Below are 16,351 nucleotides of genomic sequence, written 5' to 3'. Positions count from 1 at the left end.
AGCGTTCTCATCCTATGGGCATTTGGGCAAGGCGCGGTGGGGCAAACTTACGTCTTTGAGCGTGATGGCCGGCTGTTCGAGAGCCGCGTTAGTTATTTTACCGAGCTAAATGGACTTGACTTAACGATGGGCGCTGCAAATAGAGCGCCTTCCAATCTGGATGAAGCAGCCGGCCGCCTGATGAGCGCGACCGAGACACGCGACTGCTTTGGCTGCCATTCGACCGGCCTGGTGCTTAGCGACAAGATGCATCCGGATCAACTAACTCCCGGAATCCAATGCGCCCGGTGCCATACCGGCGCTCAGCAGCATGCCCAGGCTGCGTCGACCGGAGATGTGCGCCTCGCCGCGATCCAAAAACTCAGCCAACTCAGTACAGAGGAGATCTCGGACTTCTGCGGCCAATGCCATCGTACCTGGTCGCAGATCGCAACCGACGGCCCACATACGATTCTGAACGTCCGGTTTCAACCATATCGTTTGACCTCGAGCAAGTGCTATGATGCCGTGGACCCTAGAATCCGGTGTACCGCGTGCCACAATCCGCATCACGACCTGGAAACCAAGCCCGCGGCTTACGATGCAAAGTGCCTCGCCTGTCATTCCACCGCTGGTACGCCGCCGACTCCGGCCAGCGCTCATATCTGCCGGGTGAGTCGTACTAACTGTGTGAGTTGCCATATGCCGAAGACCGAACTGCCCGGCGCGCATTATCAATTCAGCGATCACCGCATTCGAATTGTAAGAGCAGGCGAGAAGTATCCTGACTAAACCATGACTCTGTCGCGTCGGAAGCTCCTAACGTTGGTCGCCGGATACTCGGCAGGCTATGCACTGAAGGGTTCGACGGCAAGCAGCGTTGCTCCGGGCTTATTCGAGGAAATACCGCCGGCTTCGAGCGGCATCCACTGGGTTCACGAGAACGCCATGTCTCCGGATCGCTATTTGCCGGAGACACTAGGTCCCGGGTGTGCGTTTCTCGATTATGACAACGACGGCTGGATGGATATCTACTTAGTCAACAGCGGCCCTTGTGACTTCTACAAACCACCCAAGCCGTTGCGGAACGCCCTTTATAAGAACAACCGGGACGGGACGTTCACGGATGTAACGGAAAAAGCGGGAGTCGCCGGCGGAACCTTCGGGATGGGCGTTGCCGTCGGGGATTTCGATAACGATGGCTGGCCGGATCTGTTTGTTACCTCCTACGGCAACTGCATTCTCTACAAGAACAATCGGAACGGAACATTTGCAGATGTCACCAAGCGCGCGGGCTTGGAGACTCCCGGCTGGACGACGAGTGCTGTCTGGTTTGACTACGATAACGACGGAAAACTCGATCTATTCGTTTGCAGCTTTGTCGACTACGGAAACAAGGAACACTTATCGTGCGGCGACAATAAACTCGGCCGCCATTATTACTGCATTCCGCGCGTATTCAAACCGACCGCCAGCTTTCTTTATCACAATAACGGCGACGGCACGTTTACGCAGGTGCAACGGGGAACCGACATCGAGCGGGCGCTTGGAAAAGGACTCGGAGTGGTTGCTACCGACGTCAATAACGACGGGTTGATGGACTTATTTGTAGCTAACGATACCGTCCAGAATTTCTTGTTCATGAATCGCGGGAAAGACAAGGACGGCAAGTGGCAATTTGAGGAAATTGCGCTTTCCGCGGAAGTCGGCTACAGCGAGAACGGCCAGGCGCGTTCCGGGATGGGCGTGGATGCGGCCGATGTATTTAACACAGGCTATGAGGACCTCTTCGTCGCGAATGTAGACCAGGAAATGTTTTCTTTGTATAAGAACATGAAGAACGAGACATTCCGGGACACAGCCCACGCGAACAGCGTCGCGCAAGCTACACGGCTGTTGAGTGGATGGGGGCTTAAGTTCTTCGATTACGATAACGACGGGAATATCGATTTGATTCTTGCGAATGGCCATCCGGACGACATGATTGAGAAGTACTCATCTCAGGTGAAGTACAAGGAGCCGCTCTTACTCTTTCATCAGGACGGCGGTAAGCTTCTGAACGTTTCGGATCAGGCGGGCCCGGCCTTCTCGCGATCTTACCCGGCTCGCGGCCTGGCCGTAGGCGATTTCAATAACGACGGTCGCATCGACGTTCTGATCGCCACTAATGGCGGAGCGCCTGTGCTCTTGAAAAACCAGGCGGGCGCCGGTAATCACTGGCTCGGGTTGAAGCTAGAGGGCGTTAACTGCAACCGCGATGCAGTAGGGGCAAGAATTAGATGGTCGGCCGGCGGAATCATCCACTCGTGCCTTAAGAATAACGGGGGGAGCTATCTTTCTTCACACGATCCGCGCGAAGTACTCGGGATAGGAAATGCAACTGGAATCGATTGGATCGAGATCACCTGGCCGCAACCCAGCGGTAAGGTTCAGAAGATCGTTGGCCCTGAAATCGATCGTTACATCAATGTAAAGGAAGCTTAGTCGTTTTCATGCGCTTAATCTTATTTTTTACGATGTTCGCACTCCCGTTCGCCGGGTTCGCTGAGGTTCGGCTGCCGAAGATTCTAAGCAGCCATGCGGTTTTGCAAAGAGATCAGCCCATTCATGTCTGGGGCTGGTCGGAGCCGGCCGAACAAGTCTCGGTGACTCTCCAGACCGCGAGGGCGACAACAACCGGCGATCGATCAGGGACCTGGAGCGTGTACCTTCCTGCACAACCTGCCGGTGGCCCTTTTCAGTTAACCGTTACAGGTACCAATAAGATCGTTCTTGACGACATACTCATGGGCGACGTCTGGTTCGCGTCCGGCCAATCGAATATGGAGATGCCGCTGATGGGCTTTCCGGGCTCCGCGGTCGTCAACAATGCGGCGGAGGAAATCCGGACCGCGAACCGGCCCGATCTGCGGCTACTCTTGATTCCGCGTAACGCGTCACAGTTCCCTCTATCGGACTTCCAAGGCGAAGCGGCCTGGACGGCCTGCACGCCGGAAACAGCCGCCAAGTTCTCTGCGGTCGCTTACTTCTTCGGGCGGGAGATCGCATCGAAAGAGCACGTCTCCGTTGGACTTATCGACTCTACCTGGGGTGGGACGCCGGCGGAGGCCTGGGTAAGCCTTGAGGGCCTGGCGAGTGATTCCGCGTTGATGCCGGTGTTTGCGAGCTTCGCAAAGATGGCTAATGATAGGGCCGAAGCGCAGGCTATCCTCGCCGCTGAAAAACGAGAGGACGAAGCCGCGCGCCGGGCGAATCAGCCACCACCGCATCATCCGTGGCATCCGGCGTTGGAATCCTACGATCCCTCCTGGCTATACAACGCGATGGTAGCACCGGCGACTCAGTTAGGAATCAAAGGCGTGATTTGGTATCAGGGTGAAACGAACAGTAACTTAGAGCGTGCGCCCTTATACCATCAACTCTTCTCGAAGTTGATCGCGGACTGGCGCGGGCACTGGAAGCAGGGAGATTTCCCATTTTTATTTACTCAGATTTCAAGCTTCAAGTCGAATGAGACGGAAGGCTGGGCCATCGTGAGGGATGCGCAACGCCGCACCCTGTCCGTCGCAAACACTGGAATGGCAGTCACTATCGATATAGGCGATCCGGATAACGTGCATCCACCGGACAAGCAAACAGTCGGAATGCGGCTTGCCTTAGCGGCGAGGGCGCTCGGTTATGACGAAAGAATCGAGTATTCAGGGCCATTGTTTCGCGAAGCAGTAACCGAAGGCGCGGCGATGCGCGTTCTATTCAGCCACGCGGCCGGCGGTCTCGCGGCGAAAGGCGGGGAGTTACAGGGATTTGAGATCGCGGGAGAAGATCACCGGTTTATCTCCGCCGCGGCTCGCATTGATGGCCAAACGGTAGTGGTTACAGGTACAAATGCTAGTTCGCCAAAATACGTGCGCTACGCTTGGCAAGACCCACTTCAGGCGAATTTATACAACGCAGCAGACTTGCCCGCGTCGCCTTTCGTTTCGGAATAAAGAGCGCGCAGCCTAGAGTGCGCCTGATATGATTTCGTTCTATCCGGCCCTGGTTGGCCGGCGGGGGCTTATGGAAAACATTTCACGCAGAAGCTTTGGAAAAACCCTAACCACCGCGGCGCTCGCAACCGGAGCGCCAGCCGCACTTGAAGCGCAGGGACAATCGAAGGGACAAGCGCCGGGACCCCACCGTTTGCGCTTCCCGGAGGGTTTTTTATGGGGCTGCGCCACGGCCGCGTACCAGATCGAAGGGGGTGTTGCTGAAGGGGGCCGCAGACCATCCACCTGGGACACGTTCTCGCATACACCGGGAAAGACTTACCACGGCGAGACCGGCGATGTCGCTGACGATTCTTACCATCTATATAAGACGGACGTTCAGCTGCTCAAGAACCTCGGAGTCAAGGGTTACCGGATGTCGGTTGCCTGGCCGCGCGTCTTCCCGGATGGGACAGGGAAGCCGAACGAGGAGGGCATCGCCTATTACGAGCGTGTGGTGGATGAGTTGCTTGCCAATGGGATCGATCCCTATGTCACTCTCTACCACTGGGACCTTCCGCAGGCGTTGCAGGATCGCGTGGGCGGGTGGGAGTCATCGGAAACTTCGAAGGCATTCGCCGAATATGCAGGTTATGTATCGCGCCGGCTATCGGACCGCGTCCATCATTTCTTTACGACCAATGAGTTCGTCTGCTTTACCGATCTAAGTTATAAGATCGGGCAGTTCGCGCCGGGATTGCGCTTGCCTCCGGCTCAAGCCAACCAGGTGCGGCATAACGGAATACTGGGACATGGACTAGCCGTCGGCGCGATTCGTGAAATGGCGCGGACTGGAACGATGGTCGGTCTGGCTGAGAACGCAAACGTCTATGTGCCCGTTATGGAGACTCCCGAGCATATTGCGGCCGCGCAGAAAGCTACCGTCGTGCTTAATGGAGCCTTCCTGAGTCCGGTGTTGTCCGGTAAGTATCCGGACGCGTACCTTTCCCGTGAGGGCGCGGCGGCGCCGAAGTATACGCCTGACGAAATGAAAGCTATCGGAAGCCCGCTCGATTTCGTCGGATTGAATGTGTATCAGCCCGACTATGTGATGGCCGACGATTCGCCGCTCGGATTCCGCGTGCTCCCGAAGCAGACATCGTTCCCCCGCATGGCTTCGCCCTGGCTGTATGTGGGGCCGGAAGTTATCTATTGGGCTATTCGTAATGTGAGCGAGATTTGGAAGCCGAAGGCTCTGTACATCACCGAGAATGGATGCTCGGCGGATGACGTGATGGAGCCGGACGGCCACATCTATGATACGGACCGTCTGATGTATTTGCGCAACCACTTAGCGAATGTCCAGCGGGCCGCGGCGGAAGGTTATCCGATCAAAGGCTATTTTCTATGGAGCCTGATGGATAACTACGAGTGGGCCGATGGTTACAGTAAGCGCTTCGGCATTCACTATGTGGACTTCAAGACGCAGAAGCGGACGCCCAAGTTGAGCGCGGCGTTCTATCGGGAGACCATTTCTCGCAACGCTTTGGCATAAAAGGGGATAGGATGTTGAAAACGAATAATCACAAAGACCTTACTTTGATTGCATCTGCGTTTATCCGCGTTCATCCGCGGCTAATAAGCCTTTTCGCCCTATTGGCGCTAACTCTTCTCCCCGCTTTCGGCGCCGATGTGGATATCCCTTACACGGAGTTCACCCTCGACAACGGCTTGCGCGTCATGGTGCATGAGGACCACAAGGCGCCGGTTATCGCGTTCAACATCTGGTATCACGTCGGATCGAAAAATGAACGCGCCGGTAAGACCGGTTTCGCCCATCTTTTCGAGCACCTGATGTTCGGCGGCAGCGAAAACGCCAAAGGCCGCTATATCGATTACGTGGAGCGCCTCGGCGCAACGGATCTCAACGGGACGACCGCCGAAGACCGGACGAATTACTTCGAGACCGTTCCAGTTGCGGCATTCGACCGCGTTCTGTTCCTGGAATCCGACCGCATGGGGCACTTCTACAAGTCGATTAGTAAGGAGACTCTCGACTTACAGCGCGGCGTGGTGCAGAACGAGAAGCGCCAGGGAGATAACCAGCCGTACTCGATCGTATGGGAGACGGCTCCGTCCGTCACTTATCCGGCCTTGCATCCTTATTCGCATACCGTAATCGGCTCTATGGAGGACCTGGACGCGGCTTCGCTCGCGGACGTCCAGAACTGGTTTAAGACTTACTATGGACCGAACAACGCGGTGCTCGCTATTGCGGGCGACATTACTCCCGCCGAGGCGAAAGAAAAAGTCACTAAGTATTTCGGCGATATCCCGCCGAGTCCGCCGGTCGTCCGGCCCGCGGTTTGGGTGGCTAAGATGACGGGCGAGCGGCGCTTCGATGTACAGGACCGAGTTGCGCAATCGCGGCTTTATAAGTATTGGAATATTCCGCCGTTTGGGACCGCGGACACGAACTATCTTGAGTTAGCCGGCAATGTGCTGACTAACGGTAAAGCCTCGCGGCTTTACAAGCGGCTGGTTTACGACGACCACATCGCTACCGAAGTTTGGGCCTACGTAGACGATCGTGAAATTGGAGGTCAGTTCATTATTAGCGCGACCGTTGCAGAGGGCCACACGATCGGCGAAGTCGAGCGAGCGCTTAATGAGGAAATGGCGCGCTTCCTCCAGGACGGCCCCACCGAAGCCGAGATGGACCGGGTGCGCACGGAGTGGACCGCTGACTTCGTGCGCGGGTTACAAAGAGTGGGCGGCTTTGGCGGTAAGTCCGACGTGTTGGCGCACAACGCCTTGTATACCGGGGACCCGAAACACTGGAAGATCACTTATGACCGGATGGTGTCGGCTACGCCCGCGGAAGTAAAGCAGGCCGCTGCGGCGTGGCTCAGCGATGGCGGCTGCGTTTTCGCCGTGACTCCGTTTCCCGCCGAGAAGAAGCTCATCACCGGCGTTGACCGCTCGCACATTCCGGAGTTAACCGAACTAAAAGGCCCTAAGCTTCCTAAGATGCAGCGGGAGCGACTCTCCAGCGGATCCGCATTGGTCGTCGCGGAACGGCATGATGTTCCGCTGGTGCAGATCGAGGTTGTGTTGAACGCCGGCCAGGCAGCCGATTCGACAGCCCGGGCCGGAGCCGCGCAACTTCTGGCCGCACTGTTGACGGACGGTACCGGGAAGCGATCCGCGCTCGAAATTAGCGAGGAGCAGCAGAGGCTCGGAGCGAAGATATCCGCTAACTCGGATGTCGATCTAACTACCGTGAGGCTTTCGGCGCTTACTAGTAAGCTCGACGCTTCACTCGATCTCTTCGCTGACGTGTTACTAAACCCTGCCTTTCCCGCCGAAGACTTCGAACGTGAGCGCAAGCTCCAATTGGCGACTATCGAACAGGAAAAAACGGAGCCCTTCGGGATCGCCTTCCGTGTACTTCCCGGCCTGATCTACGGACCGACACACCCTTACGGCACGCCATCTTCCGGTACAACAGAAAGCCTGACCGCGATGAAGCGGGAAGACATCCGCAAGTTTTATGAAACGTGGTTCCGGCCGAACAACGCCACGATCATTGTGATTGGCGATACGACGCTAAGTGAGATCCGGCCGAAGATCGAAAGTGCTCTGGCCGCTTGGAAGCAAGGCGATGTTCCGCAAAAGGCCGTTCCGCGCGTGCTCGTTCCGGAGAAAGACAGTGTGTATCTCATCGATAAGCCCGATGCCGCGCAAACTGTGATCATCAGCGGCATGCTCGCGCCACAGGCGGAAGAGTCGCAGGAAGTGCAGCTGGAAACGATGGATAACATCTTCGGAGGCGCGTTCGGATCGCGGCTGAACATGAACCTGCGGGAAGATAAGCATTGGTCTTACGGCGCTTGGTCGGAAGTGATGCCATCCAGCGGGCAGCGGCTGTACTTCGCGGGCGCGCCGGTACAGACCGATAAGACGCGCGAATCGATCGTCGAAGTTCAGAAAGAAATCCGTGGAATGACGGGTGCGCGTCCAATTACCGCGGATGAGCTGGAGCGCGCCAAAAGTCAGGAAATTCTGCAGATGGCGGGCGCGCGGGAATCGCTGCAACGCGAAGCGCATTGGATCGAAAGGGCGATTGAGCTGCATCTGCCGGATGACTTTTATGATAAGTACGCTGACCGCGTCAAGGCGGTGACGGCGGCAGATGTAAAGGACCAGGCGCAAACGGTGATCGCGCCGGATCACATGGTCTGGCTTATCATCGGGGATAAGTCGAAGATACAGAGCGACGTGAAGGCCTTAAACCTGGGTGACATGCATGTGATCGACGCCGACGGCAAGTCCGCGCAGTAATCGATCACTTGTATATTGTTTGTCTAAGGCCGAGTAGCGCCGGCTCTTTCGCGGGTGCCAGCGCGATCAAGGCCACGCCTATGATGATCAGGACTCCGACGCCGATCAGTTCTCCGCGGTCAACTATGTTCTGTAAAGCCTGCGTACCCATAACGCCGGCGTGCGCGAAGCTTGACCACGCTGTAAAAGCGATCAGGCTGCGATTCGCCGTCGGATTGCGAGCGGCGAGCAGTAAGAACACACCGAGCGTGACATATAGGCTCATCATCATCGACAATGAAGGCTCCTGCCGAGCAAACAGAATCATAGGATAGGCCAGGAACAAAAAGAGCAACCCCACTACTATCAATACGATCTTCAGACTAGCTTCTCGGTTCATTTACACCTTTCCCGCATACTTTCCAACGTTCAGGATGTTGTTGTTGGGCGGCCGTCAATCATCCGCTCGTTGACCGTCAACTTCTCGTGCCTCCGGCGCTTCCAACCGGCGGGCGTCTTGATGCAGGTATCGCGGACATGGGAACCGTTCCAGACACGATGCGAGGTACCGGAGGTTTCCGAATGCGTCGCGCCGACCAGGCAAAGCACGACGGCCGTATCGCCGTCCAGCTTGACATCGTAAACCTGAATCCCGCTCGCCGTTCCGTTCGTAATCCGGCTTCCAGGTTGCCGACCAGTCAGGCGGTGGTTTCAGGCTGGCGATATCCCGCCGAACGAAAGGCTCCATCTCCCGCCGCGTCCTTGGTTTCTGGTCCAATGTAATGCTCACCCAATCATTGGTGTCCATTTGCAGTGCCGCGTCGGCATCGCCTCGGGTCGAAGCGTCGAGCGTTCGTGGATAAGTCGCGACGATCTCCGTTCGGGCATCGACTACCGGGTCGCTGCCGGCCACCAGCCCGGGCAGCAACAGCAACGGAGTCAGAAATAGAATTGGCTTCATGTCGAGCGAACTCACTCCGGATTATAGTAAGTATGCCCGACAAAAGCGAGGTCTTTGCGGCCCGGAAGGAAGCGATCGAACGAGCGCGACGGATACTTAAAGATCCGTCCTTCCGTCAACATGCCGGGACCGTGCTTCAAGAAAGCCTCTTTCATATCGCGCATTTCGTCGAAAACGAACCTGAAGGAAGGGTCGATTCATTTTTGATCGACGGGCCGCCAAGAAACACGCGATTGATTGCATCTCGCTGGACCGCAATCGCGCTTCTCACTTACTCGGCGGGAGCGCCCAGGCAATCATCACGTTTTGGATCGGCGTGAGTAGGTACTGCCGCCCATCTAACTCATAAGTCATCGGGGAGGCTACCAGGCGCCCGCCTAGCGGTACGTGCCAGAGTGTCTTACCCGTCGCGGGATCGAGAGCCATCAGGTTGTCGTTGTTATCCGCGCTGAACAGTAGATTGCCCGCCGTTGTCAGGATGCCGGCTGTCCCCTCACCTTCACCGATCGGGTGTTCCCAGCGGACTTTGCCCGTCATGTAATCGATGGCTGCAATGAAAGATGTCGCCCAAAGATTGCGGTCGCGGCCTGCCCAGCCCTCCGGCTTGCCATCCGCCGTCATATAGAAGAGGCTCCAAAGCCGCCGCGCGCTTAAATAGAAGAGTCCGGATTGCGGGTCGAAACTCGGAGCTAGCCAGTTCGTCGCGCCATCCGATCCCGGCGAGACAAGCGCACCGTCCGGCTTCGGTTCCTTCTCGCGTTTGGGCCGGGGCTCGCCCTTCGCGTCGATACCTTCGGACCAGTTTGTCTTCACGAAAGGAGCAGTCACAATGTGCTCGCCGGTCGTTCGGTCCAGCAGAAAGAAGTAACCGTTGCGGCTGCCTTGCGCTAGTAGTTTGCGTTCCACTCCGTTGTCCGTGTCATTGAACAAGACCGGGGTCTGAACCGCGTCCCAGTCATGCGTATCGTGAGGGGACGGCTGGAAGTACCACTTCAACTTACCCGTATCCGGATCTAAGGCAACGATGGAGCAGGTATAAAGATCGTCGCCTTTACGGATGTCTCCGTTTAGGACGGGGTTGGGATTGCCGGTTCCCCAGTAAGTCAGGTTCAGCTGCGGGTCATAAGTGCCCGTCATCCATGTCATCCCGCCGCCATGGGCAATCGCGTCGGTACCTTGAGGCCACGTCTCAGACCCCGGTTCGCCCGGCTTCGGCTCGGTAAACCACTTCCATTGCACCTTGCCGGTCGCGGGTTCAAGCGATTCCAAAAATCCGGGAACATCGGTCGCATCGCCGGAAACGCCGACTAATACATGATCACGAATGACCAATGGCGCCATGGTGGCGAAATAGCCGAGCTTCGGGTCGGCTAACTCCAGGTCCCAGCGAACCGTACCGTCTTTGGCGTTTAATGAGATTAGATGGCAGTCCGGAGTTTCGAAGTACAGCCATGTTCCGTACATGGCGACTCCGCGCTGACCGATGTGATCGCCCTGCGACTCGCGAAGGTAGTGCCAGATCTGTTTACCGGTGCGCGCGTCCGCTGCCCAGACATTGTCCGGCGTTGTGAAGTACAGGATTCCGTCGACTTCTAGCGGCGTCGACTTGATCGCGACACCTTTCACCTGGGACATCCAAGCTACGGTCAGCTGATTAATGTTCCCCTGATTGATTTGCGACAACGTACTGAAACGCCGTCCGGAGTAGTCGCCGTTGTAAGTAGGCCATGTATCCGTGGCGGGCTTCAACAACGCCGCCGGATCCAAACCTTCAGATACAGAACCGGCCTGCAGCGAACAGGCAAACAGGATAGATGTGAGTAAAGAGCGGCGCATGGTTATTTCAAAGTTTCCAAATATGCGAACAGGTCGTGGATGTCGCGGTCGGTATATTTCTCGGTCAATTCGCGGTGCGCGGCAAGCGGGTCGTGAACTTCCACCTTCACCTCGGAGCGCGGCCACGAATGATACCAGCCGGACGCGTCGACGATAGCCACATTGAACTCATCCAGGTCTTTCACCTTGCCTTGGAAGCTCTGGCCATCGGCAGTAGTAACCGTAGCGGTCTGTTTCCCGCGTGTTTCCGGATAAACCAGTCGTTGTTGCAGGTCAATCGGTTTCAGCTTCTTAGCAATTCCGGCAAGATCGCCGGTCACCGAGTGGCATTGCGTGCAACCGCCCGCGCCGTCGAAGTAGGTTTTGCCGCGGTCTGCATTTCCGGTCAGTAGCTTGGCGACGGGATAGTCGCCCGGAACGTGCGCGCTATGCAGGGCGGCATAAGCCTGACTATGGAGGAAAGTAACGATGTCAGCGAGATCCTTATCTCTTAAGTTGGAGAAGGCCGGCATCCCGCGATCCGGACGCCCGCTTCGAATGACCGGGTCGAGTAAGTTGCCGTTGACATCGTGGTTAGTGATCGCCGAACGGATTAGATCGGGAGCGCGGTTTCCCGTGGCGTCCTCGCCGTGGCAGAAGCCGCAGGACGATTTAAAATCGGTCCTTCCGCGCTCCACGGCCGCTCGGTCGAAGTCAACTTTGTCTTGACCGAACAGAGGCTGGCACGTGAAACCAGCGAATCCTACCAACAGGGACAGGAATGTCTTGACGCGCATCGCTTCCATCAGTGTATACGCCGCTAATCCACTTCTTTGAACACAATGCAATCCGGCGTTTTATCCGCGTAGAGGCGTTTTTCGACTTTCATGGTCGCCGGGTTGATCTCAGCGACCTTGCTCGAATCCTGATCACTCACGTAAATCAAACCATTGAACGGATTCACCGCCAAAGATCCGACAGACGTTCCCAATTCGTCGGTTGTCGTCGCAACCACCTTCTTCTGCTGCGGATCGATCCTCCAGACCCGGATCTTACCGTCCTGCGTTCCGGCCTCAAAGATGGTATCGCTGCGCGCGAACTTCGCCGTAAACGGCACACCATCGACCGGGATGCTGAAGTCGAGCTGATTATCGGCGGTCCGGTAGAACGCGACCTTGTGGTCGGGCCCGAGATTCGTCACCAGCCAGTGCTGATCGGGGCTGAGCGCGACGCGCTGGTTTTCGGAATCCGTCGGGATCTGCTGCAAGAGCTTGCGGCCCGGGATGTCTAAAACCGACAGGGTCTTCGCTGCAACATTGCTCACGTAAGCTTTCGCCTCGTCGCGCGTGATCACCAGCATGTGCGAGTATTCCGAACCGGTGGGAACATGCGCGGTGACTTTGTGCGTGCCCGAGTTGATGACGAGGACGGATTTCGAAGCCTCGGCAGTAACGTAGATGTTGCCGCTGATCCCGATCACGATCCCGTGCAGCCGCTGATCGCTGCCGGTATCGAGCACATAGTTATCTTTGCAATCGGACGTGCCGATAAAGTGCAGCGAGTGCTCAGTCGGAACGTACGCGGTGTGGCCGTCGATCGAAAACGCAGCTTCACCCAAACTCGCCTCGGTCTTGGCGCGGCAGACCACGTCTTCGCTGTCCGCATCATAGATCGTTACGCCCGGCAGGCCCTTGCTCACAATCAGCATCAGGTGATGGCGGCGGAACTGGCTGCGCGCCGATTGTGCTGCGAAAAACGTCAGGCACGCGAAGGTGAGAATCAGGATGGTGGCTTTGCGCATCGAATCCCCGAATAATACATTCTGAACCAACCGAGCCGCCTGCCCGAACGCAGACGTAAGCCGTGAAGCTAGGCTCAATCCGGATTAGAAGCACTAAAGGTAGCAAATTAGAACTATCTTAACCACGGTGGGCGGACTTTCGTAAGTTCTGCGGCAGCATCGACGGTCATTGCCGCATGGACTCATCTGGTGGCGCGTTCAGTTCGCGACGGGATGTGCCGTCTCTCAGGTTTCGGGAGTTGGTTCTCAGGTACAGGCTGCCGAAGGTTACGCGGGTACCGCAGCGTCCGATCTGGCCCGCACGGAGCCAGAGAGGAGCAGGTCATGGCGAAGACTCACCAACAAACAGGAAGGAGCGATAGGCTCAGCTCTAGCGTCAGATGTAGCCGTTACAACTTCGGTGATGCTTGGCCCCAGACCCCGAAGCGTTCCATTACGCAGACCATTTCGCGAGCCGTGTCGCCCAACCTCCTTTGAGGGATCTTCCACTGCCGACAGGTTGATCCTCCCAGAGGTAAAGCCAAGCTCAATCAGAGTCTAATTAACGTTCTGGTTAAACGTTGCGGAACTCCCTGCGAAGCTTGCCGTGCCGTTATATGTTGCGGTGATGACGTCCGAGCCGGAGGCCAGGGCAGTCGTCGAGAGTCCGGCATTTCCACCAACCAGAGTTGCAGTGCCGAGGGTGGTCGCGCCTTGCGTAAACGTTACAGTACCGGTTGGGGTCCCGTTGCTGGAGGTAACTGTGGCAGTGAACTTCACCGATTGACCAGACGTCGAGGGATTCAACGATGAACCTATAACCGTTGCCGTAGGCGCTATGTTCACTACTTGGCTCAGGGCCGGCGATGTACTGCTGCTGGAGGCCCCGTCGCCGCTATAGACAACCGTGATTAAACTTGTACCGGCCGAAAGTGTGGCTGTGGTCAGAGTGCCCACACCGTTAACCAAGGTCACTTGGCCCATCGACGTTGTGCCGTTCTTGAAAGTCACCGTGCCGGTTGGCGTGGCGCCGGGAGAAGATACAGCTGCCGTCAGAGTAACTGCCTGTCCGTAGGTGGACGGGTTCAGGTTCGACGTAACTGCTGCGGTCGTTGTGTTTTTTATGATAGTCTCGGAGACCACCACGGATGTGCTGGGCGAGAAGTTCGCATCGCCGGCGTAACTCGCCGTGATGGAATGTGAACCTACCGCGAGGGACGACGTAGTGAAAGTTGCGATTCCGCCGGCGGTTGCACCCGTACCGAGAGCCGTCGTTCCATCAGTGAAAGTGACCACTTCACCATTTGGGACAGTGCCGGTAGCGGGGTGAATCGCTGCCGTGAAAGTCACCGGAGTGCCCACTACCGCGGGGGATACGGAAGATTTAACGGTGGTCGTCGTGGATGCCGCCGCAACTGTCTGGCTGACGGCTGGCGCGCTGGCGCCGGAGAAGTTCGAGTCGCCGGAGTATACGGCGGTGATCCCGTAAGTGCCCGTCGCGGAAAAGCTAGTACTAATACTGGCTTGGCGCGAGGCGACTGTAACTGGAGAGCCAATTACGCTGCCGTTCTGCGAGAACGTGATGGTCCCTGTTGGGTTGCCGCCATTCGGTACTGTGAGGGTGCCGGTGAAAGTAATCTGTTGATTGGGCGTCGACGGATTCGCGCTGGATTTCAGCGCGAGTGTGATCGTAGAGCCACTTACCACCTGGTGGAGAACCGCGGATGTGCTGCTCGCCGATGACGCGTCGCCCCCGTATGCGGCAGTGATCGAATTCGAGCCGGTGGCCAGAGTTGCGGTCGAGAAAGTACCGACACCGTTGGCAAGTGTAATCGACCCGATCGTCGTTGCTCCGTTCTTAAGAGTCACGGTACCAGTCGGAGTAACGCCAGTGGATGAGGCGGTCACCGCGAAAGTAACAGATTGTTCGTAGCTGGACGGATTTAGGTTCGACGTTAGAGCCGTGGTCGTTGTATTTTTCGAAATCGTCTGCGAAAGCGCTTTGGATGTGCTCGGCGCAAAGTTCGCATCACCGGCGTAAGCCGCCGTGATGGAGTGTGTTCCCGCCGCGAGTGTCGAGCTGGTAAAGGCTGCGATTCCGCCGGCGGTCACACCCGTGCCGATAACCGTTGCTCCATCGTTGAAGGTAACCAGTTCACCATTCGGGACAGTGCCGCTGGTGGAATGAATCGTTGCCGTGATGGTGACGGGAGCGCTTATTGCCGCGGGCGATCCGGAAGTCTGGACAGATGTAGTCGTGGTTCCTGCCGCGATTACCTCACTTAGGGCCGGGGCACTGGCGGAAGTAAAGTTCACGTCCCCGGAGTATACGGCGCTGATCCCGTAAGTGCCCGTCGCGGAAAAGCTAGTACTAATACTGGCTTGGCGCGAGGCGACTGTAACTGGAGAGCCAATCACCGCGCCGTTTTGCGAGAACGTGATGGTTCCTGTAGGGTTGCCGCCATTCGGAATCGTGAGGGTACCGGTAAAGGTAACCTGCTGATTGGGCGCCGACGGATTCGCGCTGGACTTTAGAGCCAGCGTAATCGTAGAGTCATTCTCCACCTGGCTAAGGTTCGCTGATGTGCTCGTCAACGAGTACGCGTCGCCTCCATACGAGACACTGATCGCATTCGTTCCCGTAGCGAGTGTTGTCGTCGAAAGAGTAGCGACTCCGCCGGCCAGCGTACCGGACCCGATCGCCGCCGATCCGCTCTTGAAAGTGACGCTGCCGGTTGGTACTGCACCGGTGGAGGTGACCAACGCGCTGAATGTCACGGATTGGCCATAGCTGGCTGGATTCGCCGAAGACGTAACAGTCGCGGTGGTGGCATTCTTACTTACCACCTGATTTAAGGCCGGCGAAGTGGCGGCCTGATACACTCCGTCTCCAGGGTAATTCGCAGTGACTAAGTTGCTGCCAACCGCGAGCGCTGCGGTGCTGAAGGTTGCGACACCGCCGCTCGTCTTACCCGAACCGATCTGTGTGCTCCCGTTTGCGAAAGCCACCGTTTCCCCGTTTGGAATCGTGCCGGAAGTGAGGCGGATTGTCGCCGTGAAGGTCACGGTCTGTCCGATCGCTGAAGGCGATGCCGACGTCTGCAGTGAAACCGTCGGGGGCGTCGTGACCGGCAGTGTTGTGACCGTGGCCATCGGGCTCGGGGTCGAATAGTTCGAGGCTTCGTCGAAAGCTGAAACCGTGTAATAGTAAGTCTGCGCCGCCGATAGTCCGGACGTATCTACCAAGGAAGTCGAGGTTGTGGTGCCGACTGAGATCATCGAAGTCGGTGTCTTGCCTCGCGAGATGGAATATCCGGCAACTTTAACATCGTCCGTCGAAGCCGGCCAACTAAGGGCGACCTGTTGCGGTCCCTGAGCAACTGCGACAAGGCTGGCGGGAGCCGTCGGCAGCGTTGTGTCCGGCAGCGTGGTCACCGCTATGGCGGCGCTCTGCGCCGAACTGTTACCTGCCGCATCGAAAGCAGAGACGGCATAGTAGAACGTGGTTTTCGGGTACATGCTGCT

Annotated in this window: 12 protein-coding genes; 5 read left to right on the top strand and 7 right to left on the bottom strand. The window is 57.1% G+C overall.

Going from position 1 to position 16,351, the window contains the following annotated elements:
- The 5 genes from H1Y01_RS04305 to H1Y01_RS04285 all read left to right on the top strand — a co-directional run.
- On the top strand, nucleotides 1–771 hold a 771-nt coding region (locus tag H1Y01_RS04305; RefSeq protein WP_180539040.1), incomplete at its 5' end, for a multiheme c-type cytochrome.
- Between the two features lie 3 nt (nucleotides 772–774).
- Nucleotides 775–2,463, top strand: a complete 1,689-nt coding sequence (locus H1Y01_RS04300) for a CRTAC1 family protein (RefSeq protein ID WP_180539039.1) — start codon at nucleotides 775–777, stop codon at nucleotides 2,461–2,463.
- A gap of 8 nt (nucleotides 2,464–2,471) precedes the next feature.
- Nucleotides 2,472–3,968: a sialate O-acetylesterase gene (locus tag H1Y01_RS04295; RefSeq protein WP_180539038.1), complete on the top strand. Its 1,497-nt coding sequence runs from the start codon at nucleotides 2,472–2,474 to the stop codon at nucleotides 3,966–3,968.
- A gap of 70 nt (nucleotides 3,969–4,038) precedes the next feature.
- A complete protein-coding gene (locus H1Y01_RS04290; RefSeq protein ID WP_180539041.1) occupies nucleotides 4,039–5,502 on the top strand; it encodes a GH1 family beta-glucosidase in 1,464 nt (487 codons plus the stop codon).
- 11 nt (nucleotides 5,503–5,513) lie between these two features.
- A complete protein-coding gene (locus tag H1Y01_RS04285) occupies nucleotides 5,514–8,291 on the top strand; it encodes a M16 family metallopeptidase (RefSeq protein ID WP_180539037.1) in 2,778 nt (925 codons plus the stop codon).
- A gap of 4 nt (nucleotides 8,292–8,295) precedes the next feature.
- Here H1Y01_RS04285 and H1Y01_RS04280 read toward each other — a convergent pair whose 3' ends face one another.
- The 7 genes from H1Y01_RS04280 to H1Y01_RS04250 form a co-directional block, all read right to left on the bottom strand.
- Nucleotides 8,296–8,670, bottom strand: coding sequence for a DUF6632 domain-containing protein (locus tag H1Y01_RS04280; RefSeq protein WP_180539036.1), 375 nt, complete (start codon nucleotides 8,668–8,670; stop codon nucleotides 8,296–8,298).
- Between the two features lie 29 nt (nucleotides 8,671–8,699).
- Nucleotides 8,700–8,900, bottom strand: coding sequence for a nuclear transport factor 2 family protein (locus tag H1Y01_RS19870; RefSeq protein WP_367399762.1), 201 nt, complete (start codon nucleotides 8,898–8,900; stop codon nucleotides 8,700–8,702).
- 342 nt (nucleotides 8,901–9,242) lie between these two features.
- Nucleotides 9,243–9,386: a hypothetical protein gene (locus H1Y01_RS04270; RefSeq protein ID WP_180539034.1), complete on the bottom strand. Its 144-nt coding sequence runs from the start codon at nucleotides 9,384–9,386 to the stop codon at nucleotides 9,243–9,245.
- Between the two features lie 112 nt (nucleotides 9,387–9,498).
- On the bottom strand, nucleotides 9,499–11,067 hold the full coding sequence (locus H1Y01_RS04265) for an acido-empty-quinoprotein group A (protein WP_180539033.1): 1,569 nt from the start codon (nucleotides 11,065–11,067) through the stop codon (nucleotides 9,499–9,501).
- 2 nt (nucleotides 11,068–11,069) lie between these two features.
- Nucleotides 11,070–11,852, bottom strand: coding sequence for a c-type cytochrome (locus tag H1Y01_RS04260; RefSeq protein ID WP_219341255.1), 783 nt, complete (start codon nucleotides 11,850–11,852; stop codon nucleotides 11,070–11,072).
- Nucleotides 11,853–11,866: 14 nt separating this feature from the next.
- Nucleotides 11,867–12,847 (bottom strand): YncE family protein, encoded by a 981-nt coding sequence (locus tag H1Y01_RS04255; protein WP_180539031.1) that lies wholly within the window; start codon nucleotides 12,845–12,847, stop codon nucleotides 11,867–11,869.
- A gap of 537 nt (nucleotides 12,848–13,384) precedes the next feature.
- A partial coding sequence (locus tag H1Y01_RS04250; protein WP_180539030.1) for a beta strand repeat-containing protein occupies nucleotides 13,385–16,351 on the bottom strand: 2,967 nt, incomplete at its 5' end.

Source organism: Nevskia soli, assembly GCF_903970205.1.
Classification (GTDB): domain Bacteria; phylum Acidobacteriota; class Terriglobia; order Bryobacterales; family Bryobacteraceae; genus Bog-113.
The sequence above is the reverse complement of the archived record's forward strand: the minus strand, read 5'-3'. Positions and strand labels throughout refer to the sequence as shown.